We start from the raw sequence: 24587 nt of genomic DNA, 5'->3' as shown, positions 1-24587 counted from the left end.
GGCCTCATCAGCGGCGGCCACCCTGCCGGCGATGGGGCCCAACTCCCGTTCCATGGCTTCGGCCAGCTGGGCGCTGATCAGGTGACCCAGCGCATAGGAGGGGAAGTAGCCAAACAGGCCCTCGGCCCAGTGGATGTCCTGCAGGCAGCCTTCGGCGTCATTGGCGGGCTGGACGCCCAGCAGCTCCTGCATGCGCCGGTTCCACTGCTCGGGCAACTCCTCCACCGGCATCTCCTGCTCCAGCAGGGCCAGCTCCAGCTCAAAGCGCAGCACGATGTGCAGGCCGTAGCTGAGCTCATCGGCCTCCACGCGGATCAGCCCGGGCCGCAGGGGGTTGAGGGCGCGCCAAAACCCGAAGGCACCGCCCCAGGGATCGGCACCTGACGCCGCCCCCAGCTCCTGGCAGAAGCGGGGGTGCCAGCGCTCGGCGAAGGCGCGGCTGCGGGCCACCCGGCATTCCCAGAACAGCGACTGCGACTCGTGCACCCCCATCGAGGTGGCCTCCCCCAGGGGCCAGGGGAAGTAGTGGTCGCCGCTGCGGGGCAGACCCTGCTCGTAGAGCGAATGGCCCCATTCGTGGGCCGTGGCCAGGAAGGCCGAGAGCGGCTGGCCCGGCACCACCCGGGTGGTGATGCGGAAGTCCTGGGGGCCGACGGTGCAGGAGAAGGGGTGGGCGGAGCGGGAGCGCTGGCAGCGGCTGGCGTCGTAGCCCCAGCTGTCGAGGAGTTCGGCGCACAGCTGCTCCTGCAGCGCCTCAGGGAGATCGACAGCCGGAGCAGCCGGCGGCCTTTCGCCGGGAGCCGAGGCTGCCCCGGCTGCGGCCACCTGCTCGAGCAGCACCGGGAGCTCCGCCTTGAGGGGGGCAAACAGCTCCTCCAGGCGCGCCTTGCTCACATCGGGCTCAAAGGGCTGGGCCAGGATCTCCCAGGGGCTGCGGGCCACCGGTTCGGCGGCGGCCAGCTGAGCGGCCTGCTGGCGGCGCAGGGCAATCAGCTCCTTCAGGGCCGGGGCGAAGGCGGCGAAATCCTGGCGGGCTCGGGCGTCCTGCCACACCGCATTGCCGCGGGACTGGGCCTTGGCGAGCTGCGTCACCAGCGCGGGATCCAGGCAGCGTTGACGTTCAAGCTCGAGCCGCAGCAGCTCCAGGTTGCGGCGGCGCTCGGGCGGTGCATCGCAGCCCAGCTCGGCCTCAGCCGACGCCACCAGGTCGGCGTAGGCATCACTGCTCTGATGCTCGTGCAGTTGCCCGGCCAGCAGGGCCAGTTGCTCGCCCCGCCAGGCGGCCCCGGCGGCAGGCATCACGGTGTTCTGGTCGTAGTAGAGGGCACTGCTGATCGAGCCCAGCAGACGGGTGTGGTGCAGGTGCTGGTGAAGCTGGGCGAAGGCGGAACCCGCGGCAGGCATGGAGAGGTGGTACGGGAACAGGCCCATCCTGCAGGCCCCCGCCCTCCGAAAAAGGCGTACTTTGAACTTGAGGGGAGGGCGGCAGCCAACCCGATCCTTACCCCCCCAGAGAGTCCGGCCAGGGATGCCCCCGAGCCGGTGTACACAGCGGAGGTGCGCCCACGATGCGTGAAACCTCAGTGAACTCGGTGACGTGGCGCGAACGCCATCCCGTAGCTGCAGTGAGCCATAGGCCACTCCTGATTCCCGCGTGTTGACACCTTGGGCTGCATAGCCCGAGCTGGGATGACACCCGATCGGGTCGAGCCCCAGATGCCAAGGCCATGATCCGCAACCGGTGCTAAGGCGCCCCCCACGGGGCGCCTTTTCAACCCGGGGTGTTGGCGCGCTCAGGCCGACTGGAGCTGGGCCAGCTGGCTCTGGAGTCGCTGGCGAAGCCTGGTCTGCACCAGGGCACAGAGGTCGTCGACCAGCCCCCCCTCGGCACGCCAGATGGTGCGAACGCCATCGCGCTCGCAGCACACCAGGCCCGCCCTCTGCAGCTGACCCAGCTGGCGGCTGATGTGGGACTGGGAAAACCCGGTGGCCGCGATCAGGGAAGCCACATCCATGGGCCCCTGCCGGAGCTGACAGAGCAGCTGGAGGCGGGCCGGCTCACTGAGCAGACGGAAGAACTGGCTGTACTCCTCCAGCAACTGGGGAGACGGCAGGGATCCGGCGGCAGCCATTGCAACGGCACATGTCGGCAAACACATTATGCGGCTATCGTCATATTGATGCCATCCTCCGGTTCCTTCGCCGGCGGGTTTGCCGCCATGACGCCCCCCGCTTCCACCGCCCCTGCCCTCGACCTCCGCGCCGCCGCCGGTGGCGGCATGGTGCTGTTCCGCCAGCTCTTTGATGCCGACACCGGCACCTTCACCTACCTGCTGGTGGACGTCCCCAGCCGCGCAGGGGTGCTGATCGATTCGGTGTTCGAGCAGCACGGCCGTGACCTCTCCCTCATCCGAGAATTGGGCGTCAACCTCACGGCATCGATCGACACCCACGCCCACGCCGACCACGTCACCGGCAGTTGGCGAATGCAGCAGGCCACCGGCTGCGCCATCGGCCTGGCGGCGGCGGTGGGGGCCGAGAACGTCACCCTGCCGCTGCATCACGGCGACCGGGTGGCCTTCGGCGGGCGCCACCTAGAAGTGCGCAGCACCCCCGGGCACACCGATGGCTGCATCAGCGTCGTGCTGGACGACCACTCCATGGCCTTCACCGGTGATGCCCTGCTGGTGCGGGGCTGCGGCCGCTGCGACTTCCAGCAGGGCAACGCCCACACCCTGTACCGCTCGATCACCGAGCAAATCCTGTCGTTGCCCGCAGCCTGCCTGCTCTATCCCGGCCACGACTACACCGGCCGCACCGTCACCTCCGTGGCCGAAGAACGGGCTTTCAACGCCCGGCTCGGCGGCGCCGCCACCGAGCGGGATTTCGTGGGCCACATGGAGAACATGAAACTGCCCCACCCCCACCGGATCGCCGAGGCCCTTCCCGGCAACATGCGCTCGGGCAAACCCCGCCAGAGCGGGACCGGTGCGGGCCAGCCCGCCCCAGACGAGGTCTGGGCACCGCTGGGGCGCAGCTACGCCGGACTGCCCGAGGTCACCCCGGACTGGGTGGCCCGCCACAGCGACCAGCTCACGATCCTCGATGTGCGCTCGCTGGAGGAATTCGGCGGCCCGGATGGACGCATCAGCGGCAGCCTGCTGATTCCGCTGCCGGAGCTGGAGGAGCGCGCCGGGGAGATCCCCGCCGGAGCTCCCGTGGTGGTGGTCTGCCATTCCGGTAGCCGCTCCGCCCTGGCCACCCAGCAACTGCTCAAAGCCGGCCGCCTCCAGGTGGCCAATCTCCACGGCGGCCTGGCCCGCTGGGCCGATGGGGGCTACCCGCTGGAAGGCGTTGTCGCCAGCTGATCCCCTCCGTTTCCTCCCAGCCATGACCCACTCCTCCAGCCTCAACTCCACCGGCCCATCCGTGCCCATCAGCGCCCCCCAACTGGCCGAGCAGCTCGGCCATCACCGGGTCAGCGTGATTGATGTGCGTGAACCCATGGAATACGCAGGCGGCCACATCGCCGGCAGCCTGAACGTGCCCCTCTCCCGTCTGCAGCAGGCCGATCTCCCCCAGGGGCCGCTGGTGCTGGTGTGCCAAAGCGGCAACCGCAGTCACCAAGGCGTCCGCGCCCTGTTGGAGCGGGGCCACCCCCATCCCGTCAGCGAACTGGAAGGGGGCCTGCCCCAGTGGCAGCAAGCCGGCCTACCCCTGCGGAAACTGGCCAATGCTCCCCTGCCGCTGATGCGTCAGGTGCAGATCGCAGCCGGCTCGCTGAGCCTGCTCGGCCTGGTTCTCAGCAGCAGCGTGGCACCGGGCTGGATCCTGCTCACCTGGATGGTGGGGGCTGGTCTCACCTTTTCCGGCATCACCGGCTTCTGCGGCATGGCCCGCCTGCTAGCAGCCATGCCCTGGAACCGGATTGCACCATGATCCCGACAACCCATCGGCAGCGGGCTCCCGTCCCTGAACAGATCGCATGCGCTCGACCACGAACCATGCCCAGCGGCTGATCACCCTCTGGATCGCCTGGCTGTTGGCCATGCTCTTTCACGTGGACCTGGGCCTGATGCCCCTGTTCCATGGCCAGTCGCCCGAAATCCATAGCCAGATCCAGGCGGAGGCCCTGCCGCTGCTATTCGGGGCCATGCTCGGGTACTTCTTGCTGCCGTTGATCGCGATCGTGCTGATCGCCTACGCGGACACGGCGGCGGCTCCACCCTCGCGCTGGCGCCCCTGGCGACGCCTCCACTTCTGGTTCAGCGTCGTCTACTCCGTGACGAACCTGCCCCATCTGGTGGCTGACATCCTCGTGCCCGATGCCCGGATGGATCAGATCGTGCTGATGCTGGCGCTCACGGTGTTCGGTCTCCTGATCAACGTGGAGGGCTGGCGTTGGTGGCGCCAGGCCTCGCTCTGAAGCCACCAGCGCCTGACCCCAGCTCAGGTCCGCTGCTGCCAGGGCCGCAGCAGCTCGAGCACCTCCCCATCGCTGAGTTGGGGGAACGTCTCGTACCACTGGCCCACCGCCTGCAGGTCGTCCACAACCGCCAACGCCTCCAACTGATCCACCAATCCGGCCAGATCCCGAGCCACCCTGCGATCCACCACCGGCACGGCCAGGGTGAGACGTCGGGGCTGGACCTGAGCCAGAGAGAGCAACGCGGCTTTGACGGTCATGCCCGTGGCGATGCCATCGTCCACCACAATCAGATGGCGGCCGCCCAGCGCCGCAGGGCTGGGATCACCGAAGAGGGTCTGGCGCCGCACCAATTCCCGTTCCTGGGCCTGCAGCCATCCCTGCTGAATGGCCACGGCCTCGGGCTCCACGCCCCCCTGGCCCTGGCGCCACACCGTCACGCCGCCGCTGGCAATGGCCCCGATCGCCAGCTCCGGCCAACGGGGATCAGCCACCTTGCGCACCGACCAGGTGACCAGGGGCAGCTGAAGGCCCTCCGCTACAGCCACCGCCACAGGCACGCCGCCGCGGGGCAGCGCCACAACCGTGCCTGGATCGCCACTGCCCAGGCTGGATTGCAACCGCGCAGCCAGGGCAAGACCCGCCGCGTACCGGTCACTCCAGAGGGGTGGATGGGGAGCCATCATCAACCGCACGGTGGGGAGGGGATCAGGGATTCAACGGACACTCCGCCGGGCCAGCCCAACCCAGCCCGCCCCTAAGCCCAGATGTAGAAGAGCGCCGTGGCCACAGCCATCAGCAAGAGCGGCAGCAGCAAGGACGTGGGAAAGCTCGCCAGCGCGCCCGCCGCCACGCTGGCCAGCACCACCGCCAGCACCACCACCAGCACGGTCAACAGGATTCTGCGGCGACGAACGTCCATAAGCTGAAATGGCGATTTGGGGCGTCTTGGCTCTTGCAGCACGCCTGCAAACTCAGTTAACCAGAGCGCTCGCAAATCGCTCGGCCAGAACAACGCACTGTCCGCAGAGACGGGCACAACGGCGAAAGGTCGGCTAGGACAGCTTCAAATGTTCTGACGGGCCATGCGCCATCCCGTGCTCTCTCCCCGGTTGCTTGCGCTCAGCGCCGCCGCCGCCCTGCTCCTTCCCGGCATGGCCCTGGCCGGCCGTCCCGGAACCACGGTGACCCCCCCCAACACCATCACGGAATACAGCTCGCCCGTTTCCGAGGTGGACGCCTGCAACCAGGCCCAATACCGCATGCCTCCTGCGGCCATCGTCACGGCCATGCGCGTGTCCACCGCGATCAGCGGCGAATACGCCACCTTCACCTGCCGGGTGAAGTGGAGCCTGTCCCCGGCCACCCCTCCCACCTATCGACCGATCCTCTTCTCCCCCTCCGCCTGATCTCCCTGCTGCTGCCATGACCCGTCACCAATCCCCCCACTTCGTTCTGGAACAGACCGAGGACGGCTGGATGCTGGAAGCCCAGCACATCACCAAGGACGCCCAAGGGGATTGGATGCTGAACCACGACCAGCTGGAGGAACTCGCCGCCCTGCTCCAACAGTCCCGCGCCTAGGGCCCAGCCCCGTCCCCATCGCCCCTGTCCATGCCGCCCCGGAACCAGCAGCCCTCCCCCCGCACCATCAAGCTCCAGATCCTGGGCGCCGTGTTCGTGCCCATGGGATTGCTCGGCCTATGGCTCCACTCCCAGGGCTTCTGGTGAGGCGCGGGTAACCGCACCGCGCCGCCGGGATCGGGATGATGGGGCGCAGAGGTGGTGCACCGCATGCATCACCACGCCCCAGATCAGCAGATCGGGATTCTCCCCGCACAACGCAATCGCAGGGGTGTTGGGATCGCTGGCCTCCAGACGCCATCGGCCTGGGCGTCCCTCCAGCCGACGCAGCACGAATCGGCCTTCATGCACTGCCACCACGGTGGATCCTGGGCGCGGCGCCACGCTGCGGTCGACCACCAGCAGATCGCCATGGTGGACCCCCTCCCCGCGCATGGCCTCACCATCGACCCGCATCAGGAAGGTGGAACTGGGGCGGGGAATCAGGACGCCATTGAGATCGATCGCCGCCTCGACGTAGTCGTCAGCCGGGCTGGGGAAGCCGGCCGCCACCGCCTCCAGGGCGAGGGGCAGGAGCAGGGACTCCTGGTGCTGGCCCTGGCGGAGGGGGCCAAGCCAGATCAGATCAGTCACAGGAGGAGGGGCGAGATCACAGGCCAGGGCGCCGCAAACCCGCCAGCAAGCTAGCGCACCGCCAGTACACCTGTATTACTTACTCGCCGCAGCCCCGGCGCACCACCTCAACCCTCAGGGCCGCGAGGTCGGGGGCTTCCGGCAGCGCTGGAGCAAACAGCAGGGCCCAGGCCAGGGACACATCGCCAACCTCCAGAGCCGCCTCGATGGCGGCCAGCCAGGCCAGGGGACGCTGACCGAGGGAACGGATCAAGGCATCGGTGCTGGCCATCCGCTCGGCGGAGGCACCCACCAGCTGCACATGGGCAAAGGTGCCTTCAGCCGCCTGCTCGGGCCGCAAGCGCAGCAGAACCACCTCCCCAGGAGCAATCGGCGCAACGGGCCAGGCCAGGGGAGCCCGAAAGGATTGGCCTACGGGAACCTGCTGACGCCACACCAGGCGGCCGTGGCGCTCGATGCGGAGTTCCCGCAAGGGCTCAACCACCACCAGCTGCGGCGCCGGCATGGGCACCACTCCCACCGCATCGCCCTCCGCCACGGGCTCCACCCGGGGAGCCACCACACAGACGGCCACGGGGGCAGCCGATCGCTGCAGGGCCTGGGCCGCCATGGTGGGGCTGAGCCCCAGGGGCACCAACAGCGCAATCAGGCTGGGGCCTCGCCTCAACCGAACCTGCCGAACGGGGTTTCGGGATGCAGATGACCCAAGCCTTCCAGCGGCGTGCGACCACCGCTGCGTCGCATCAGCACCCGGAGGAACGTGTCTTCAAAATCAATGCGCTCGAGGAAGCGAACCCCCACATAGGACGACGACTCCAGCCGGTCAACCCAGAGGGAACTGGCCCGCAGACGGATGGGGTCACCGAAGGTGGGGTGATGAATGGTGAGGGAGCCGGAAAGGCCAGGCACCACCGGCTCCCGGATGGGAAACAACAGACAGGCACCCGAAGCACTCACGTCCCAGAGACGGCCAACAAACGGCACGGGATCGACGTGGAAGTCGATCTGAATCGTCATGCTGATCGATGGCACGATGTGCCGCTCTTCATTCCTGGGGGAAGGATCCGGCATCAGGACAGAAGATCGCAGACGGGGAAATTTGTCTGCACGGACCAGCGATGTTGGTTTAAACAAATACTAGGGAATCGACCATGAACGCGGCAAGACCTCAGAAGAAGTCACAGTTCAACAATTCAGACCGTCCAACGGGGAACCCAGGGCTTGAACGGACGGACTGGCGGACGAACGGACTGACAAACTGACGATCAGCTCGATCCCAGCGCCCCACCGCAGCTGGAGCCCCCACCGGCGGTGCAGCCGAAGCAATGGTCGGCCACCACCACCGGATCGCCCTCGGGATCCCACTCCAGCAGGGCGCGCAGATGGGGGCGCGGCCGGCTCCCCGCCGCCGCCAGGCCCAGCTGCTGGTTGAAATCGCAGTCGAACAGCCAGCCCTGCCAGTCGACACTGATCAGGGAGCGACACATCACCTGGGCGAGGTTTTCGGGGCGGTGCTGGGCCTGCAGCAGGGCCTGATAGGCCACCAATTGCCCCTGGGCCTCGAGCCAGCGGGCAAAGCGCTGGATCGGCATGTTGGCCAAGGCGTAGAGGCTGGTGAACACCACGCCGAATTCAGCGGCGAGCACGCGCCGGTACTCCGCTTCCAGCTGGGCCTGGGGGGGCGGCAGCGTTGGGCCCTGGGGGTTGTAGACGAGATGCAGGAGCAGGCCACTGCCAGGTTGGCCGTAGCCCAGAGCGTTGAGCTGGCGCAGGGCTGCAATGCTGCGGGCAAACACGCCCGATCCCCGCTGGCGATCAACGTTGTCGGCCGCGTAACAGGGCAGGGAGGCCACCACCGTGACGCCCTGATCCGCCAAAAAGTGGGCCAGATCCTCCTGGCCCGGTTCCGACAGGATCGTGAGATTGCAGCGGTCGATCACCTCCACCCCGAGCCGCCGGGCCGCCACCACCAGCTCCCGGAACTGGGGATGGAGCTCGGGGGCCCCACCGGTGAGATCGAGGCAGCGGAGACCCCGGGCCGCCAGCACCGGCGGAATCAGGGCCACCGTGGCCCCATCCATCATTTCGGTGCGGGTTGGCCCCGCATTCACATGGCAATGGCTGCAGGCCTGGTTGCAGCGGTAGCCCAGGTTCACCTGCAGGGTGGTGAGGGGGCCGCGCCGAAGTGACGGAAACGCCGGAGCCTCAAGCAGGGGGGGGAGCTGGGGCAGAGGACTGGCGGGCACCGGCTGGTGCGGCTTCAACCTGCCCATCCTGCCGCGTGCCCATGACCGACGATGGTGGATGGCCTGCGCTGAGTTCGCGATGTTGGAGCAGCCCCCCCGCGGCTACGTCACCCTGGCCCGTCTGGGGCTGGTGGCCAATGGGCTGGCCATTCCCCTGGGCCTGGCCGTGATCCTGCTGGATCCCACCTGGCGCACCGCCAACATCGTGGTGGGAGCCAGCGCCGTCTTGCCCACGGCCGTGGTGGGCCTCGTGGCCTCCATCGCCCTGCTCAAGTGGCGAGCCTGGGGGCAGATCCTGGCGATCGTGGCCCTGGCCATGGCCCTGGCGGTGGGCCTGCCCTACGGCATCGTGCGCCTGGCTCTGCTGAGCGAGGGGCGGCCCCTGACCGCCGTGCTCTCCGGCCTGCTCTGGGCGGCGACCACCGCCGCACTCGTGTATTGGAGCCGCCCCAGCATCCGGCGCTATCTGATCTGAACCGGGATAGGGCCAAGCCGGCAGCGGTGGATGATGGATTTCTCCGTGGTGCATCCCATGCCCAGCCCCCAGCGCTTTGCTGCCCTGCAGACGATTCAGCGGCGACGCCCGGTGGCGACCGCAGCGATCGCGCCGTTCGGAGAGCTCTGGGCCAGCGATGTGTTCAGCCTGGCCACGATGAAAGAGGCGCTGCCCGGACGCATCTTTAAGTCCGTCCAGCGCACCATCCGCGAGGGCGGCAAGCTCGATCTGTCGGTGGCCAATGCCGTGGCCGACGCGATGAAGGACTGGGCCACCAGCCGCGGCGCCCTCTATTACGCCCACGTCTTCTACCCGCTCACCAATTCCACGGCCGAGAAGCACGACGGCTTCATCTCGCCCAAGAGCGATGGCCGGGTGATCACCGAATTCACCGGCAAGCTGCTGGTGCAGGGCGAGCCCGACGGCTCCTCCTTCCCCAACGGCGGCATCCGCTCCACCTTTGAGGCCCGCGGCTACACCGCCTGGGACATCACCAGCCCCGCCTATCTCATGCAGACCCCCAACGGGGTCACCCTCTGCATCCCCACCGTTTTCGTCTCCTGGACCGGCGAGGCCCTCGACAAGAAAACGCCCCTCCTCCGCTCCAACGCCGCCATGAACCGGCAGGCCCAGCGCCTGCTCCGCCTCCTCGGCGAATCCGACATCGCTCCCGTCAACTCCAGCTGCGGCGCCGAGCAGGAGTACTTCCTCGTTGACAGCGCCTTCGTCGCCCTACGACCCGACCTGCTCCTCGCCGGACGCACCCTCTTTGGCGCCCCTCCCGCCAAGGGCCAGCAGTTCGACGACCACTACTTCGGCGCCATCCCCGAGCGCGTCCAGGTGTTCATGCAGGACGTGGAGCGCCAGCTCTACCGCCTCGGCGTGCCCGCCAAGACCCGCCACAACGAAGTGGCCCCAGGCCAATTTGAAATCGCCCCCTACTTCGAGGCCGCCAACGTCGCCACCGACCACCAGCAGCTCACCATGACCGTGCTCAAGGCCACGGCCAAGAAGCACGGCTTCACCTGCCTGCTGCATGAGAAGCCCTTCGCTGGCATCAACGGCTCCGGCAAGCACGTCAACTGGTCCATCGGCAACGCCACCCAGGGCAACCTGCTCGACCCCGGCCAGACCCCCCACGACAACCTCCAGTTCCTGCTCTTCTGCGCCGCCGTCATCCGCGGTGTGCACTGCTACGGACCGCTGATGCGGGCGGTGATCGCCACCGCCAGCAACGACCACCGCCTCGGCGCCAACGAAGCCCCCCCGGCGATCATCTCGGTGTACCTCGGCAGCCAGCTCGAGGATGTGTTCAACCAGATCCGGGCGGGCCAGCTCACCGGCTCCTCCAGCGGCGGCTCGATGTCACTCGGCGTCGACACCCTGCCCGACCTCACCAAGGATCCCGGCGACCGCAACCGCACCTCCCCCTTTGCCTTCACCGGCAACCGCTTTGAGTTCCGCGCCGTTGGCTCCGGCCAATCCGTGGCGGGCCCCCTGGTGGCCCTCAACACGATCCTGGCGGATTCGATCCAGTGGGTGGCTGACCAGATCGAAGACCAGCTCAACACCGGCTCCTCCCTAGAGCAGGCGGCCTTCGCCGTGCTGAAGCGCACCATGGACGACCATGGCGCCGTGATCTTCGGCGGCGACGGCTACTCCAGTGCCTGGCACCGGATGGCGGTGGAAGAGCGGGGCCTGGAAAACCTGCCCACCTCCGCCGATGCCCTGCCCGTGCTGCAGCGCCCGGTGATCCGCAATCTGTTTGAGCGCCAGGGGGTGCTCAGCCCCCTGGAGCTGGAGAGCCGGTATGAGGTGTACGCCGAGCAGTACGTGCTCGCCATCGAGGTGGAGGCCAAACTCGTGCTGCGCCTGGCCCGCACCCAGGTGTATCCGGTGGTGATGGCCTACCTCGACAACCTGGCCCGGTCGCTGAAGAGCCAGGAAGCCCTGGGCATCGGCGCCGACCGGAGCCTGGTGGACCAGCTGGTGGCCCTGAACCAGCAGCTGGTGGGGCAGTGCACCGGGCTGGAGCAGGCCCTGCAGAACCCACCCCACGGCATCGAGGCCCACATGGCCCATTGCGCCCAAACCCTGCTGCCGATGATGCTGCGCATCCGCGAAGCCGTGGATGGACTGGAGCTGCTGGTGGACGACGCCGATTGGCCCCTCCCCAGCTACCAGGAGATGCTGTTCATGCGCTGATGACCCAAGCCAGATGACGCCCCTGACACCGAAAGATGTTGTGAAGGTGACAGTTCGCATCTGGCACAAGCGCCATGATCCGTCCAAGAGCAGAAAAGCCAGACATGCCAACCCTGAGATCCCAGCCTGCGCGCTCCCTGGCCTCCAGCCACGTGCGGTACTACCGACTGGTCGACCGCCAGGGAGCCCCCCATCCGGTGCTCGACGATCTCTACGAGTCCCTCGACGCCGCCTGGAGCGAGGCCATGGGCTGGTGGCAGGACCACTGCGGTGGCAGCCAGGAGCCCGTGGACATTGGCGTGGAAGTGAGCACCGCCAGCGGCGACTGGCGCACCCTGCGCTTTCCTGGGTGCTGAGGGGGCTGCTGGCCCTTGGCCTCGGACTGCTGCTGTGGGCATCCCCGGCCGCAGCACTCCAAACAAGCTGCGCGCCCCTCAGCGAGCAGGAGGTGAGCGGCTGGTTTGAGCAGTGGAATCAGGCCCTGGCCAGTGGGGATCCCAGCGAGGTCGCCAAGCTCTACGGCGACCAAGCCCTGCTGCTGCCCACCCTCTCGCCCGAGCTGCGGGACACGCCCGAGGGCATCACCGACTACTTCACCAGCTTCCTGAGCCGCCATCCCAGCGGCACCATCACCCACCGCCAGATCCGGTTGGGCTGCAACGAGGCCGTCGATGCGGGCACCTATCGCTTCGCGCTGCACGACCCTCAGGCCACGGTGAACGCGCGCTACACGTTCGTCTATGGGCTGGAGCAGGGGCAGTGGCGGATCCAGCACCACCACTCCTCGCTTCTGCCTGGCTAGGTCCTCAAGGTGCCACCGTGGCCAGCACCGGCGGCAGGGAGGGGGGAGGCAGCAGGGGAGGGAGGTGCGGCGTGGGGTCCAGGGCCAGCAGATCGGGGCCCTGGTGCCGGAGCTCGAAGTGCAGGTGGGGGCCACTGGCCTGGCCGGTCATGCCGACGGTGCCCAGGGGCTCGCCTTGCTCCAGCCACTGCCCCGGCGCCACCGCGCTGTCGTGCAGGTGGGCATAGAGGGTCTGCCAGCCGTTGCCGTGGTCGACCACCACCGTGGTGCCATAGCCACTGATCGGCTCGAGCAGCACCACCCGACCCGCCAGGGCGGCCAGCACCGGCGTGCCCTGGTCGGCCGCCAGATCCACACCGGTGTGCATCCGCCAGGCCCCGCGGCGCTCTGAATAGCGCCACCCCCAGGGATCCATGCTCTCGGCGGGCCGCGCCAGCGGATAGGCCAGGCGCGGGGTGGCCGACGCCCCCCTCTGGCCTGCAGCCACCGAAGCCGCCGCTCCAGGGGGAAGCACCGCTGCCACCGTCACCTGCTGGGGGATCGACTGGGGCGGCACCTGGGGGCCGAGCGTCGTGCTCTGGGCCTCGGCCCCCACGGGCAGGGGGAGCAGGGCCGGCACCAGAAGGATCAGCAGCAGGGATGGAAGCGGATGGGGACGCAACACACGCAACAGGGACGGGCTCAGCGCCAGTCGGGGTCGTAGATCCGCAGGGTGCCAAATCCAACGGGTGCTGGCGAGGGGTTGGGCCCAGCGGGATAGGCGGTCACCTGGAACATGTAGGTGTCCGAGTAGGCAGGGTTGTTCCAGGGCTTGAGCACCACCGTGACCGTGGCCCCGGGGGGAACCGGCTCGGGGAAGGTGAGGGTGAACAGGCGGGCCGCTTCGTCAAAACGGGCCTCCACGGGCACCTTGGCCCCGCCCTGGCGGGGGCGGCCCAGGAAGGCCGAGGTGCGCTCCACAAAGAAGGGGAAGCGGGTATCGACCCCCCGGGTCTGCTGAATCGTGAGACCGCCCAGGGGTACCCCCGCCTCGGGATCCAGGCTCAGCGTGAAGTAGTACTCGGCCCGGGTCTGCCAGATGGTGGTGTAATAACTCACCAAATCCACCTTCCAGGGCGCCTTGGCGAAATAGGTGGCACCCCTCAGCTCCAGGGCCCGGGCGCCGAGCACCAGCCCCGGCGACAGACAGGCACCCAGGGCCGTGGCAAGCAACCATCCACGGCGCTGGGGCCGGCGCCGGCGGGGCAGACGGAGCAGGGACACCGGGGAGCTAGGCGGCTGGCAGAACGGTAGGGGCTGCCTGCAGAAATGGCTGGGGGTCCTGGTCGCGGCGATGACCCACCGGAATCGGCGGCCCCTGGGCGGCCCCATCCAGCGGATCACGGCAGGCGGTGGCCTCCAGGGCCTGCCGCAGGCGCCGGCCGGCATGGAGCGGCATGTCGCGCGGCACGCTGATGCGGTCCCGCAGATACCGCAGGGCGGCAGCACTGCCCGGCGGCGGCACCAGGGGCAGCCCGGGCTGGAGCTCCACCAGGGCCGTCAGGGCGATGCGCAGGGGGAGGTCGAAGGCCGCAGGGCCCACGGGATTGCGGGCCAGGATGACTGCCCGGTGCCGGAGCACCCGAGCCAGGGCCACCACTGGCGCGTCCGTGGGTTCGGGCTGGCTGGTTTCAGGATCGGGGGCATCGAGCGGCCAGGGGCCCTGATCGATGCGGGCAGCGAGGTCACGCTGAAGGGCCGTGCCACTGGCGTAGCAGCCCCCCATCTGGGGCGGCAGGTCGTGGGCGTGGGTGTGGAAATCGCTCTGGGTGCCGCGGTAGGTGGAGCGCTGCTCCAGCGCCGCAAACCAGCGATCAATGGCCGGGTGCTCGCGGCGCAGCAAAAAGCCCTTGTAGTAAGCCAGGCTGGCGGCCATGCGCTCCACATAGGGCACGAACACCAGATCGGCCGTGCCCAGGTCCCCGAGCAGGAACGGGCCCGGGCCCTGGTCGAGCGCCTGCTCAAACGCGCGGGCCACGCGCTGAAAGGCCGCCTGGGCCGCCAGCTCCTGCTGGGGGCCCAGGCCAGGGCTGCACAGCCACTGGCACCAGGCCCGAAACAGCAGCCGCTCCAGCTGGCGCAGGGGCAGCACGGCGGGATCGGCCATGCCTGGCCCCAAGGGGCCAAAGGCCCCTTCGAGGGCTTCGAGGATGCGGTCGCTCTCGGTGATCAACCGGCCATCGAGCTCCAGGGCGGGGAGCATGCCGGACGGCACCAGCCGCCGGAACCAGGCCTCCTTCTCGCCGTAGCAGAACATCGTGACCTTGCGGATCCGATAGGGAATCCGCTTCTCCTCCAGCCACAGCCACACCTTCTGGCAGTAGGGGCACCAGGCGTGATGGTCGCGAAACAGGGTGACCCGCACGGCCTCTTCCGGCTGGCCGAACAGGCGCAGGCGGGCCTGGGCGCTGGTGGGGCCCTGGATCGGATCGGGCCGGGCAGGCACCAGGGCCTCCAGCTCGAGCCAAGAGAGGGGTCCGGTGCGCCCTGTCTCGATCTCCATGTCCATCCCCACCCCAGCGGCAGCCTTGGTTCTAGTGGCTCGCGGCCGGAGCAGCGTCGCCCCTAGGGTTCCGCCTGCGACGTTTCGTAACAGCGCTCCCATGTTTGACGCCTTCACCAAGGTTGTGGCCCAAGCCGATGCCCGTGGCGAATTCCTCAGCGCCGGTCAGATCGATGCGCTGACGGCCATGGTGGCCGAGAGCAACAAGCGCATGGACACGGTGAACCGCATCACCTCCAACGCTTCCGCCATCGTCACCAACGCGGCACGCGATCTCTTCGATCAGCAACCCGCCCTGATCGCACCCGGTGGCAACGCTTACACCCATCGCCGCATGGCTGCTTGCCTGCGCGACATGGAGATCGTTCTCCGCTACGTCACCTACGCCATTTTCACCGGCGACGCTTCCGTGCTGGAAGACCGCTGCCTCAACGGCCTGCGTGAGACCTACCTCGCCCTCGGCGTCCCCGGCGCTTCCGTGGCTGAAGGCATCCGCAAGATGAAGGACGCCGCCATCTCGATCGCCAACGATCGCAACGGCATCACCCCCGGCGATTGCTCCGCCCTGATGTCCGAAGTCGGCACCTACTTCGACCGCGCTGCTGCTGCAGTCGGCTGAGCCCAGGCCATCGGCCGGTCGAGCCCACAGGAGCTGGACCGGCCGATTTGTACCGGCCGGGTTGGACTTGAATCAATCCAAGGTGGCGTCCCCGGTTTCACCGGTGCGAATCCGAATGGAGGCTTCCACGGGCGTGACGATGATTTTTCCATCGCCGATTTCGCCGGTGCGCGCCGCGGTCTGGATCGCTTCCACCACCCCAGCCATGGCTCCGTCGGTGACCACGGTGGTGATCATCAGCTTCGAGAGCAGACGGGCGTCCATCTTCACGCCGCGGTAAACCTCGGTGTGCCCCATCTGCTTGCCAAAACCCTGCACGGAGGTCACGGTCATGCCGTTGATCCCGAGGGAGACCAGGGCATCCTTGACGGCATCCAGCTTTTCAGGGCGGATGACGGCTTGAATCTGTTTCACGCGTTACCAATGCTGATCGGTCCTTGTCTAGCCAGAACCTGAGGACCCTTCTGTAGCAACCGCATCAGCCCTGCCGCCCAGGCCCTGGCCGCCCTAGGGAGACCATCACGCCACCAGGCGCGCCACCTTCAGGCCAGCCGCCTCTGCCTCAACGCCCAACTGATCAGCAGAAGCCCGGTCAACCCGGGCGGAGCCCGTGGCGAGGGGCTCCCAGAAGCGATCCTCGAAATGGGTCTGCAGCCACACCATGCCGAGCACCGAGCAGGGCAGCAGGCGCACGCCCCGGGAGAGCTGGGCTAGGGCGAGGTCGGCAACCGCGGGCTGGGCAGTAGCGCACTCCAAAAGCTGTCTTCCTCAGAGGCGCCTATTCAGGTCGATCCACCCGAGAAGAGACGTCGTAACGGCTACGAATCGGCGACTTGGCGTGCGGCCTCAGCGGCACGGTGGTGATAGACGTGACCCCGGTAGTGCAGGGCGAGCTCCGGATCCGCCGGGTTCGGCTCGTGCTTGAGGGGAGCTTCGTAATGCTGACCGCGATAGATGTGGTCGACCGGTTGGGCGGAAGGATGCTCGTGCTGGCTGGCGTCGTAGGCGACGCCGCGGTAACGGAGCTTGGCTGGGGTCATGGTGAAGACCGCGGAGAACTCTCAAACAGGGCGCTGGGTAGGACCAGGTGAGCCCACAGCATTTGTAGCCCAACAAAAATGTTCACCGTGAACATTCAGATCCTTTCTTTGCATCTCTTCGCGACCAGCGGAGGTTGATCACGAGGGGCCTCTCCGGGCACCGGAGTGCCATTCGGTATCAAAACGAACACCTGATCACCCTGGGAGCACCGATCCTTTGCAGCGAAGGGATCTCGACCATCCCCAATTCTGAGCAGCCGTCTTTCTGAACTGCCCATGACCATTGCTTCCACCCCTCCAAGGCGCAAGCGTCTTCAGGAGGCGAGCCTGTCCGAAGCTCCGATGATGCTGCTGCGCAGCCTTCGCGGATTCAGCAACAGCCGCTCGCTTGTCTGGTTGGCCTGCGTCCCCCTCGCTCTCTTCGGCCTGGGTGTCTTCAACCTGGCGGCCCACGCCGCCGAGCTCCCCGAGCTCACTCCGGCCTTCCTGGCCAACAACATGTTCCTGTTGATCTGCGCCGCTCTGGTGATCTTCATGAACGCCGGCTTCGCCATGGTGGAAGCCGGGATGTGCCGCCAGAAGAATGCCGTCAACATTCTTGCCAAGAACCTGATCGTCTTCGCCCTGGCGGTGACGGCCTACTGGTTCATTGGCTACAAGATCATGTACAACGCCAGCTGGGTGATTCCGGGCTGGTTCAAGTTCGGCGGCCTGTTCTTCGATCCCACCGTCACCCCCGAGATGGTGACCGATGGCAAACTGGTGCCCAGCGTTGATTTCCTCTTCCAGGCCGCCTTCGCCGGCACAGCCGCCACGATCGTGTCCGGCCTGGTGGCCGAGCGGATCAAGTTTGGCGAGTTTGTGATCTTCTCCCTGGTGCTGGTGGGCGTGCTCTACCCCATCTCCGGCTCCTGGCAGTGGAACGTGGGTGAGGGCTGGCTCAACAAGATGGGCTTCATCGACTTCGCCGGCTCCACCGTGGTGCACTCCTTCGGTGCCTGGGCGGGTCTGATCGGAGCCATGTTGCTTGGACCCCGGATCGGCAAGTTTGTGGGCGGCAAGCCCCAGGCCATTCCAGGCCACAACCTGGCGATCGCCACCCTGGGCTGCCTGATCCTCTGGCTCGGCTGGTATGGCTTCAATCCCGGCTCCTGGCTGTCCATGGCCCCCGAGGTGCCTTACATCGCTGTGACCACCACCCTCGGCGCAGCCGGCGGCGGCATCGCGGCCACCCTGGTGAGCCAGTTCACCGGGGGCAAGCCTGACCTCACCATGACCATCAACGGTGTGCTGGCAGGCCTGGTGGGTGTGACCGCCGGTTGCGACGGCTTCTCCATGCCCGCAGCCTGGGTGGTGGGCTTCATCGCCGGTGTGATCGTGGTGTTCTCCGTGGCCTTCATTGACGGCCTCAAGATCGACGATCCGGTGGGTGCCTTCTCGGTGCACGGCACCTGCGGCATCTGGGCCACCCTGGCGGTGGGTCTGTTCAACACCGACAAGGGTCTGCTCACCGGCCACGGCTTCAGCCAGCTGGGCGTTCAGATCGTGGGTGTGGTGGCATTCGCGGTCTTTGCGATCGTCTCCTCCTGGATTGTCTGGTCGGTCATCGGCGCCCTCTTCGGTGGCATCCGTGTCACCGAGCAGGAAGAGATCGAAGGCCTCGACATCGGCGAGCACGGCATGGAGGCGTATCCCGACTTCGCCGCCACGGCCAAGTAAGGGTTCTCCCCCTGCGTCCATGGGCCCGCGGCACGCCGCGGGCTTTTTTATTGGCCCTGGCCGGGGCTGGGCTGGTTCCCGCCATAGCGTGAGGGGCGTCAGTCCTTCCCAGCCACATCCCCCATGGCCAGCTCCTATGACCTGATCGTGCTCGGGGCCGGCTCCGGTGGGCTGGCCGCCGCCAAACGGGCCGCCAGCTACGGCGCCCGGGTGGCGATTGTGGAGGGAGACCGGGTGGGCGGCACCTGCGTGATCCGCGGCTGCGTGCCCAAAAAACTGCTGGTGTACGGCTCGGCCTACCAGCACCTGCTGGCCGATGCCGCCAGCTACGGATGGAGCACCGGACCAGTGCGCTGTGACCAGGCCACCCTGCTGGCCAACGTGCGAGCCGAAGTGGATCGGCTCAACGCGCTGCACATCGGCTTTCTGGAGAAGGCCGGGGTGGAGCTGGTGCCCGGCTGGGGGCGATTCCAGGACGCCCACACCGTGGCCGTGGCCTCGACGTCCGGCGGGGAACCGCAACTCCTGCACGGCGAACGGATCCTGATCGCCGTGGGTGGCCGGCCCCAGCGCCCGGAGATCCCCGGGGCCGAGCTGGGCTGGCTCAGCGACGACCTCTTTGAACTCGAGCGCTTCCCCGATCGCGTGGTGGTGGTGGGAGCTGGCTTCATCGCCTGCGAATTCGCCGGGATTCTCAACGGCCTGGGGGTGCAGGTGACCCAGCTGGTGCGCGGCGACCACCTGCTGCGGGGCTTCGACCGGGAGGCCAGCGAGGCGGTGCGCGCCGCCATGGAAGCCAGCGGCATTGAGATCCGGCTGGCCCACTCGCCCGCAGCGATCACCGGCCAGTGCGCCCCCGGCGAACTCACCGTGACCACCCAGAGCGGGGAGCAGATCCCCTGCGGCGGCGTGCTGCTGGCCACCGGCCGCAAGCCCTTCCTCCAGGGGCTCAACCTGGAGGCCGCCGGGGTGGCCGTGGAGGGCAGCCGCATCCCGGTGGATGCCGATCAGCGCACCAACGTGCCGGGCATCTACGCCGTGGGCGATGTGACCGACCGGATCAACCTCACCCCGGTGGCGGTGGATGAGGGTCGCGCCTTCGCCGACACCGTGTATGGCCACAAGCCCCGCCAGGTGGACCACAGCCTGGTGGCCAGTGCGGTGTTCAGCCAGCCCGAACTGGCCAGCGTGGGGCTCACCGAGGAACAGGCGATCGAGCGCTGCGGTGCCGATGGGATCACGGTGCACCGGGCCCGCTTCCGGCCCATGAGCCAGGCCCTACCGGCCCGGGATCCCAAGGTGCTGCTCAAGCTGATCGTGGACAGCGCCACCACCCAGGTGCTCGGCTGCCACATGGTGGGAGACCACGCCGCCGAGATCATCCAGATGGCGGCCATCGCCATCGGCATGGGGGCCACCAAGGCCGACTTCGACCGCACCATGGCCCTGCACCCCTCCGTGGCAGAGGAGTTCGTGACGATGCCGAACTAGGCGGCGATCCGGCGCTTGCGCAGGTCGTCGGCCAGCATCACCAGCAGCGGAGCCAGGAGCACCAGGGGCAAGAGCTGGCGATCGAAGGGGGCCATGGCAAACAGCCGCGACAGGGGTGGCCAGAACAGGAGCAGCGCCGTGAAGACCACCTCCATCGCCACCCCAAACCAGAGCAAGGGGTTGGTGCGCCAGCCCTGCCGCACCAACGCGACAAACGCCGAACGCCGATCGCTGCGGCAGGCCAATGCCACGCCGATCTGGCCGGCCACGATGCAGGTGAACGCCACGCTCGAGGCCTGGTGCTGGATGGCCGTGAGCACGGGGCCCGCCTGGCCATGCAGCAACAGGGGGGCGGCCTGGCGCAGCTCGGTCCAGCTCACACCATGGAGGCGCCAGGTGAGCCAATAGGCCGCCATGGCCACCAGCGCTTCCGCCAGACCCAGCACCAGATAGGCGCGGATCATCAGCGGGCGATCCAGCAGCGGCGCCGTGCGCCGCCGGGGCGGCTGGTGCATCAGCCCCCCCTCCGGAGCCTCCGCGCCCAGGCCCAGCGCCGGCAACAGATCGGTGCCCAGATCCACCGCCAGGATCTGCAGCACCGTGAGGGCCGCCGGGATCTGGAAGGCCACCATGGCCAGGAAGGGCGTCATCTCCGCCACGTTGCTGGCCAGCACGTAGGGCAGAAACTTGCGGATGTTGGCCACCACGCCGCGGCCGTAGCGCACGGCCGTGACGATGGTGGCGAAGTTGTCGTCGAGCAGCACCACATCGGCGGCCTCCCGGGCCACATCGGTGCCCTCCAACCCCATCGCCACACCGACATCGGCGGCCCGCAGCGCCGGGGCGTCATTCACCCCATCGCCGGTGACCGCCACCACCTCGCCGAGGGCGCGGTAGGCCTGCACCAAGCGCAGCTTCTGCTCCGGAGCCATGCGGGCAAACACCAGCCGGTTGCGGTACTTGAGCAGCTGCCTGAGCTGCACATCGCTGATCAGGTCGAGGTGGTCGCCCTGGATCACCCGCACCGGATCGGCCTGGGCGTGGTTGACGCCGGTAGGGCCCTGGCCCCCGGCGGGCGGATCGAGCAGGCCGATCTGGCGCGCAATCGCCTGGGCCGTGAGGCCGTAGTCGCCGGTCACCATGGTGACCTTGATCCCGGCCTGGTGGCACTGGCGGATGGCTTCGGGCACTTCGGGCCGGGGCGGGTCATAGAGACCCAGCAGGCCCACCAGGGTGAGCTCGCTCTCCAGCTGGTCCGCCGGAGCGGCGAGCAGGGAGGGATCGAGCCGGCGCCGGGCCACCGCAATGACGCGGTAGCCGCGGGCCGCCAGATCGTCGTTGGCGGCAACCGCCGCCGCCCGCCCCTCAGGCGTGCAGTGGGCCAGCAACTCCAGCGGCGCCCCCTTGGTGATCAGCTCCAGGCCGCCATCGCGCTCCACGACCACGCTCATGCGACGCCGATGGGAGTCAAACGGCACCTCGCGGCGGCGGGGATGGCGCTGTTGCAGGGCGTCGGGGCTCAGGTTTTGGGCCAGGGCCGCCATCCACATGGCGGTCTCGGTGGGATCACCGATCGCCCGCAGGGCCGCACCGCTGCGGTCGAGGCGGGCGTTGGAGCAGAGGCAGGCCCCCGCCAACAGCTCCTGGTGGGCCGCCGGATCCACACCCGCCTGATCCCCTGTCACCCGATCCCCAGCAGGCCGCCCGCTGGCTCCCGGCAACCAGGTGGCCTCCACCGCCATCCGGTTGCAGGTGAGGGTGCCGGTCTTGTCGCTGCAGATCACACTCACCGAGCCCAGGGTTTCCACGGCGGAGAGCCGCCGCACCAGGGCCTTCTGGCTGGCCATCCGCTGCACATTGATGGCCAGGGCCAGGGTGACGGTGGGCAGCAACCCCTCGGGCACGTTGGCCACGATGATCCCCACCGCGAACACCAGGCTCTCCAGCGGCGCCATGCCCACAAACAGCAGGCTGAGGCTGAAGGTGATCACCCCCATCACCAGGGCGATCACGGTGATGGTGCGCACGATGTGGCCCACCTGCTCCTCCAGGGTGGTCACCCCGCGGGGGGTGGCGGCGGTGAGGTGGGCCACATGGCCGAATTCGGTTTCGCCGCCGGTGGCATAGACGATGGCCTCACCCCGACCCGCGGCCACGGTGGTGCCGGCCAGGGCCAGGTTGGCCCGCTCCCGGGTGGGGATCAACGCCGCCTTGTCAATGACCGATGCCGCGACAGGAGTGGCAATCGCCTCGGCGTGGCGCGCCACCGCCTGGGACTCCCCGGTGAGCACCGAGAGATCCAGGCTCAACTCCACGGCGCGGATCAGGCGGGCATCGGCGGGCACCCGGTCTCCCTCCTCCAGCAGGATCCGATCGCCCGGCACCAGCAGCTCGGCGGAGAGCTGGGTGGGCACGCCGTCGCGGAACAGGCGCACCTGGCGGGGCAGGGAGCGCTTGAGCGCCGCCAGGGTGCGTTCGGCCTGGTAGTCCTGCCAGAAGGAAAACACCCCGTTGATCAGCACCACGGCCCAGATCGCCCAGCCGAGCTGGGGGGTGCCGGCGGCAAAGGCCAGGCCCCCAGCCACCCAGAGCAGCAGGGCCATGAAATGCACCAGCTGGTCGATGAACCGCAGCACCAGGGGGCGGCGGCGCAGGCTCGGGAGGCGATTGGCTCCGAACCGCTCCAAGCGCCGCTGGGCCTCGAGCTGACTCAGGCCCTGGGGTGTGCTCTGCAGCGCCGCCGGCACCGCCTCCACCGGGAGTGACCAGATCGGCTGGCTGGCCGAAAGCAGCACGGAACCACCAGCGATGCGGACGGTTTCATCATGAACAGCCTGTCCTTACCCTGCCAGCAGGTCCGAGCCCGCAGCCGCACCCTGCCCATGCTGAGTCTGTTGATCGACCTGGTTGTCATCTTCGGCCTGTCGGTGCTGGCGACGCTGGTGTGCCACCGCCTCAAGCTGCCATCGGCCATCGGCCTGCTGGTGGGCGGGGTGCTGGCGGGGCCCGAGCTGCTTGGCCTGGTGCGCAACGTGCACGAGATCGAACTGCTGGCCGAAATCGGCGTGGTGCTGCTGCTGTTCGTGATCGGGCTGGAGATCTCGATCGCCGACCTGGCACGCCTGCAGCGCTTTTTCTCGGTGGGCGGCAGTGTCCAGTTCTTCGGCACCGCCACGGTGGTGGGCGGCCTACTGCTGCCCACGGGCCTGAGCGGCCAGCAGGCCCTCTACCTCGGCTTCGTCGCCGCCCTCTCCAGCACGGCAATCGTGCTGCGGATGCTCCAGGAGCGGGCCGAGCTGGATACCCCCCACGGCCGCTCGGTGCTGTCGATCCTGATCTACCAGGACATCGGCGTGGTGCCCGTGATGCTGATGGCCCCCCTGCTGGCCGGCGGGGCAGGGGGTTCCGGACTCGGCGCCATCGGCCTGCTCCTAGCCAAGGTGGCACTGGTGGGGGTTTTCGGCTTCTGCGCCTACCGCTGGCTGGTGCCCTTTGTGCTGGAGCGCATCACCCGCACCCGCAGCTCGGAAGCCTTTCTGCTGGGGGTGTTCATGCTCTGTGTGGGCATCGCCGTGCTCACCCAGTCCCTGGGGCTGTCCCTGGCCCTAGGGGCCTTCCTGGCGGGCTTCATCCTCTCGGAATCGGATTACTCCCACCAGGCGGTGGCGGTGATGCTGCCCTTCCGCGACGTGCTGATGAGTCTCTTCTTCGTGTCGATCGGGATGCTGCTGAATGTGAGTTTCCTGCTGGCCCATCCCTGGCAGATCGCCCTGCTCACCCTTGGCGTGGTGCTGATCAAACCCCTGGTGGGAATCATCGCCTCCCTGCAGGTGGGCCTTCCCCTGCGCAACGCCGTGCTGGCCGGCATGGCCCTCGGCCAGGTGGGGGAATTCTCCCTTGTGGCCACCAAGGCGGGGGTGTCGGCAGGCCTGCTCAGCCAGGACATCTTCCAGACCGTGCTGGATGTGGCCGTGCTCAGCATGATCGCCACACCCTTCCTGGTGGGCAGCGGGCCAGGGCTAGCGGAATGGCTCAGCCACACCCCCTTGCACCGGCGGCTGCAGGGGCGCTGGCTGCAGGACCCACCGCCGTCCAGCGAGGCGTACAACGGTCACATCCTGATCGTGGGCTTCGGGGTAACCGGCCGCAACCTTGCCCACACGGCCCGCCGCACGGAGGTGCCCTATGCGGTGGTGGAGGTGAATGCCGGCATCGTCAAGGAGGCCCGGGCCCAGGGAGAACCGATCCACTACGGCGATGCCAGCCAGCCGCCGATCCTCGAACTGGTGCACGCCGATCGGGCCCGGGCGATTGTGGTGGTGATCGACGATCCCGCCGGGGCACGGCGGGTGGTGGAGCTCTGCCGCCGGTTCTCCCCGGATGCCTACATCCTGGTGCGCAGCCGCTATCTGCGGGAAGTGGAACCGCTGATGGCTCTCGGCGCCGACGAGGTGATCGCCGATGAACTGGAGGTGTCGATCGAGGTGTTCTCCCGGGTGCTGGCCCGGATGCTGGTGCCCCGCGAAGACATCAAGGCCCTGATCGGCGATGTGCGCGGCGACTGGCGCCGCATGACCAGGGGCCTGGCCAAGGAGGCCACCGCGGTGCACGACCTACGGGTGGCAGTACCGAACCTCGCCACCCACAGCCTGCGGCTGGGCGCCAGTTCCCCGCTGCTCGGGGCCACAATCGCCACCAGTGGCCTGCGCGAGGACTTTGGCGTCAACGTGCTGGCCGTGACGCGCGCGGGCACAGCGATGGGAAATCCCCCCAGCGAGCTGGAG

At 68.2% G+C, this 24587-nt stretch carries 28 protein-coding genes; 13 read left to right on the top strand and 15 right to left on the bottom strand.

Annotation, left to right across the window (positions count from 1 at the left end; all coding sequences use genetic code 11):
- Both KBY71_RS10165 and KBY71_RS10160 read right to left on the bottom strand, forming a co-directional pair.
- Positions 1-1404, bottom strand: a 1404-nt coding sequence (locus tag KBY71_RS10165; protein ID WP_254928797.1) for a carboxypeptidase M32, incomplete at its 3' end; no start/stop codon positions are given.
- A gap of 389 nt (positions 1405-1793) precedes the next feature.
- Positions 1794-2132: a helix-turn-helix transcriptional regulator gene (locus KBY71_RS10160; protein ID WP_254928792.1), complete on the bottom strand. Its 339-nt coding sequence runs from the start codon at positions 2130-2132 to the stop codon at positions 1794-1796.
- Between the two features lie 87 nt (positions 2133-2219).
- Between KBY71_RS10160 and KBY71_RS10155 the strand changes: the two genes are divergently transcribed.
- The 3 genes from KBY71_RS10155 to KBY71_RS10145 are packed head-to-tail and all read left to right on the top strand — an operon-like array spanning position 2220 to position 4426.
- Positions 2220-3368, top strand: coding sequence for an MBL fold metallo-hydrolase (locus KBY71_RS10155; RefSeq protein WP_254928791.1), 1149 nt, complete (start codon positions 2220-2222; stop codon positions 3366-3368).
- Positions 3369-3390: 22 nt separating this feature from the next.
- The gene (locus tag KBY71_RS10150; RefSeq protein ID WP_254928790.1) at positions 3391-3939 is read left to right on the top strand and encodes a rhodanese-like domain-containing protein; all 549 of its coding nucleotides are present in this window, start codon (positions 3391-3393) and stop codon (positions 3937-3939) included.
- Positions 3940-3985: 46 nt separating this feature from the next.
- The gene (locus KBY71_RS10145) at positions 3986-4426 is read left to right on the top strand and encodes a hypothetical protein (protein WP_254928789.1); all 441 of its coding nucleotides are present in this window, start codon (positions 3986-3988) and stop codon (positions 4424-4426) included.
- A gap of 23 nt (positions 4427-4449) precedes the next feature.
- On the opposite strand, the gene KBY71_RS10140 is transcribed toward KBY71_RS10145, so the two are convergent.
- Both KBY71_RS10140 and KBY71_RS10135 read right to left on the bottom strand, forming a co-directional pair.
- Entirely contained in the window at positions 4450-5109 is a 660-nt protein-coding gene (locus KBY71_RS10140) for a phosphoribosyltransferase (RefSeq protein WP_254928788.1), read from the bottom strand.
- Between the two features lie 74 nt (positions 5110-5183).
- The gene (locus KBY71_RS10135; protein ID WP_254928787.1) at positions 5184-5321 is read right to left on the bottom strand and encodes a hypothetical protein; all 138 of its coding nucleotides are present in this window, start codon (positions 5319-5321) and stop codon (positions 5184-5186) included.
- A gap of 190 nt (positions 5322-5511) precedes the next feature.
- Here KBY71_RS10135 and KBY71_RS10130 point away from each other — a divergent pair, with 190 nt between their 5' ends.
- Both KBY71_RS10130 and KBY71_RS10125 read left to right on the top strand, forming a co-directional pair.
- A complete protein-coding gene (locus KBY71_RS10130; RefSeq protein ID WP_254928786.1) occupies positions 5512-5835 on the top strand; it encodes a hypothetical protein in 324 nt (107 codons plus the stop codon).
- A gap of 16 nt (positions 5836-5851) precedes the next feature.
- Positions 5852-6010, top strand: a complete 159-nt coding sequence (locus KBY71_RS10125) for a hypothetical protein (RefSeq protein WP_254928785.1) — start codon at positions 5852-5854, stop codon at positions 6008-6010.
- 117 nt (positions 6011-6127) lie between these two features.
- Here KBY71_RS10125 and KBY71_RS10120 read toward each other — a convergent pair whose 3' ends face one another.
- The 4 genes from KBY71_RS10120 to arsS form a co-directional block, all read right to left on the bottom strand.
- Entirely contained in the window at positions 6128-6643 is a 516-nt protein-coding gene (locus tag KBY71_RS10120) for a translesion error-prone DNA polymerase V autoproteolytic subunit (protein WP_315858548.1), read from the bottom strand.
- A gap of 79 nt (positions 6644-6722) precedes the next feature.
- Positions 6723-7310, bottom strand: coding sequence for a hypothetical protein (locus tag KBY71_RS10115; RefSeq protein ID WP_254928784.1), 588 nt, complete (start codon positions 7308-7310; stop codon positions 6723-6725).
- Complete coding sequence (locus KBY71_RS10110; protein ID WP_254928783.1) at positions 7307-7714, bottom strand: PilZ domain-containing protein; 408 nt, start codon at positions 7712-7714, stop codon at positions 7307-7309. Before KBY71_RS10110 ends, KBY71_RS10115 begins: the two co-directional genes overlap by 4 nt.
- Before the next feature lie 194 nt (positions 7715-7908).
- Complete coding sequence (gene arsS, locus KBY71_RS10105; RefSeq protein ID WP_254928782.1) at positions 7909-8889, bottom strand: arsenosugar biosynthesis radical SAM (seleno)protein ArsS; 981 nt, start codon at positions 8887-8889, stop codon at positions 7909-7911.
- Positions 8890-8971: 82 nt separating this feature from the next.
- Here arsS and KBY71_RS10100 point away from each other — a divergent pair, with 82 nt between their 5' ends.
- From KBY71_RS10100 to KBY71_RS10085, 4 genes are all read left to right on the top strand, one after another.
- Positions 8972-9364: a Hepatitis C virus core protein gene (locus KBY71_RS10100; protein WP_396095262.1), complete on the top strand. Its 393-nt coding sequence runs from the start codon at positions 8972-8974 to the stop codon at positions 9362-9364.
- A gap of 57 nt (positions 9365-9421) precedes the next feature.
- Complete coding sequence (locus KBY71_RS10095; RefSeq protein WP_254928794.1) at positions 9422-11590, top strand: glutamine synthetase III; 2169 nt, start codon at positions 9422-9424, stop codon at positions 11588-11590.
- Between the two features lie 104 nt (positions 11591-11694).
- Complete coding sequence (locus tag KBY71_RS10090) at positions 11695-11946, top strand: hypothetical protein (protein WP_254928781.1); 252 nt, start codon at positions 11695-11697, stop codon at positions 11944-11946.
- A complete protein-coding gene (locus KBY71_RS10085; protein WP_254928780.1) occupies positions 11940-12392 on the top strand; it encodes an SgcJ/EcaC family oxidoreductase in 453 nt (150 codons plus the stop codon). Before KBY71_RS10090 ends, KBY71_RS10085 begins: the two co-directional genes overlap by 7 nt.
- Before the next feature lie 4 nt (positions 12393-12396).
- On the opposite strand, the gene KBY71_RS10080 is transcribed toward KBY71_RS10085, so the two are convergent.
- Genes KBY71_RS10080 through KBY71_RS10070 form a run of 3 tightly spaced genes read right to left on the bottom strand, consistent with a single transcriptional unit; the run spans position 12397 to position 14934 of the window.
- Positions 12397-13056 (bottom strand): M23 family metallopeptidase, encoded by a 660-nt coding sequence (locus KBY71_RS10080; protein ID WP_254928793.1) that lies wholly within the window; start codon positions 13054-13056, stop codon positions 12397-12399.
- 17 nt (positions 13057-13073) lie between these two features.
- Entirely contained in the window at positions 13074-13655 is a 582-nt protein-coding gene (locus KBY71_RS10075) for a DUF2808 domain-containing protein (RefSeq protein WP_254928779.1), read from the bottom strand.
- Between the two features lie 7 nt (positions 13656-13662).
- Positions 13663-14934, bottom strand: coding sequence for a glutathione S-transferase family protein (locus KBY71_RS10070; RefSeq protein ID WP_254928778.1), 1272 nt, complete (start codon positions 14932-14934; stop codon positions 13663-13665).
- A gap of 100 nt (positions 14935-15034) precedes the next feature.
- Here KBY71_RS10070 and KBY71_RS10065 point away from each other — a divergent pair, with 100 nt between their 5' ends.
- Positions 15035-15553: a phycocyanin subunit beta gene (locus KBY71_RS10065; RefSeq protein WP_254928777.1), complete on the top strand. Its 519-nt coding sequence runs from the start codon at positions 15035-15037 to the stop codon at positions 15551-15553.
- A gap of 72 nt (positions 15554-15625) precedes the next feature.
- On the opposite strand, the gene KBY71_RS10060 is transcribed toward KBY71_RS10065, so the two are convergent.
- From KBY71_RS10060 to KBY71_RS10050, 3 genes are all read right to left on the bottom strand, one after another.
- Positions 15626-15967 (bottom strand): P-II family nitrogen regulator, encoded by a 342-nt coding sequence (locus KBY71_RS10060; protein WP_254928776.1) that lies wholly within the window; start codon positions 15965-15967, stop codon positions 15626-15628.
- Positions 15968-16072: 105 nt separating this feature from the next.
- Positions 16073-16309 (bottom strand): hypothetical protein, encoded by a 237-nt coding sequence (locus KBY71_RS10055; RefSeq protein ID WP_254928775.1) that lies wholly within the window; start codon positions 16307-16309, stop codon positions 16073-16075.
- 62 nt (positions 16310-16371) lie between these two features.
- Positions 16372-16593 (bottom strand): DUF4278 domain-containing protein, encoded by a 222-nt coding sequence (locus KBY71_RS10050; RefSeq protein ID WP_254928774.1) that lies wholly within the window; start codon positions 16591-16593, stop codon positions 16372-16374.
- Positions 16594-16869: 276 nt separating this feature from the next.
- Here KBY71_RS10050 and KBY71_RS10045 point away from each other — a divergent pair, with 276 nt between their 5' ends.
- A complete protein-coding gene (locus tag KBY71_RS10045; RefSeq protein WP_254928773.1) occupies positions 16870-18312 on the top strand; it encodes an ammonium transporter in 1443 nt (480 codons plus the stop codon).
- A 123-nt stretch (positions 18313-18435) separates the two neighbouring features.
- Entirely contained in the window at positions 18436-19803 is a 1368-nt protein-coding gene (gene gorA, locus KBY71_RS10040; RefSeq protein WP_254928772.1) for a glutathione-disulfide reductase, read from the top strand.
- Here gorA and KBY71_RS10035 read toward each other — a convergent pair.
- The gene (locus KBY71_RS10035; RefSeq protein ID WP_254928771.1) at positions 19800-22598 is read right to left on the bottom strand and encodes a cation-transporting P-type ATPase; all 2799 of its coding nucleotides are present in this window, start codon (positions 22596-22598) and stop codon (positions 19800-19802) included. The two genes, gorA and KBY71_RS10035, sit on opposite strands and share 4 nt — an antisense overlap.
- Before the next feature lie 30 nt (positions 22599-22628).
- Between KBY71_RS10035 and KBY71_RS10030 the strand changes: the two genes are divergently transcribed.
- Positions 22629-24587, top strand: a 1959-nt coding sequence (locus KBY71_RS10030) for a cation:proton antiporter (protein ID WP_254928770.1), incomplete at its 3' end; no start/stop codon positions are given.

The sequence above is a fragment of the Cyanobium sp. T1B-Tous genome (genome assembly GCF_024345475.1).
Lineage (GTDB): Bacteria > Cyanobacteriota > Cyanobacteriia > PCC-6307 > Cyanobiaceae > Cyanobium_A.
This window is presented reverse-complemented; position numbering and strand designations above follow the sequence as displayed.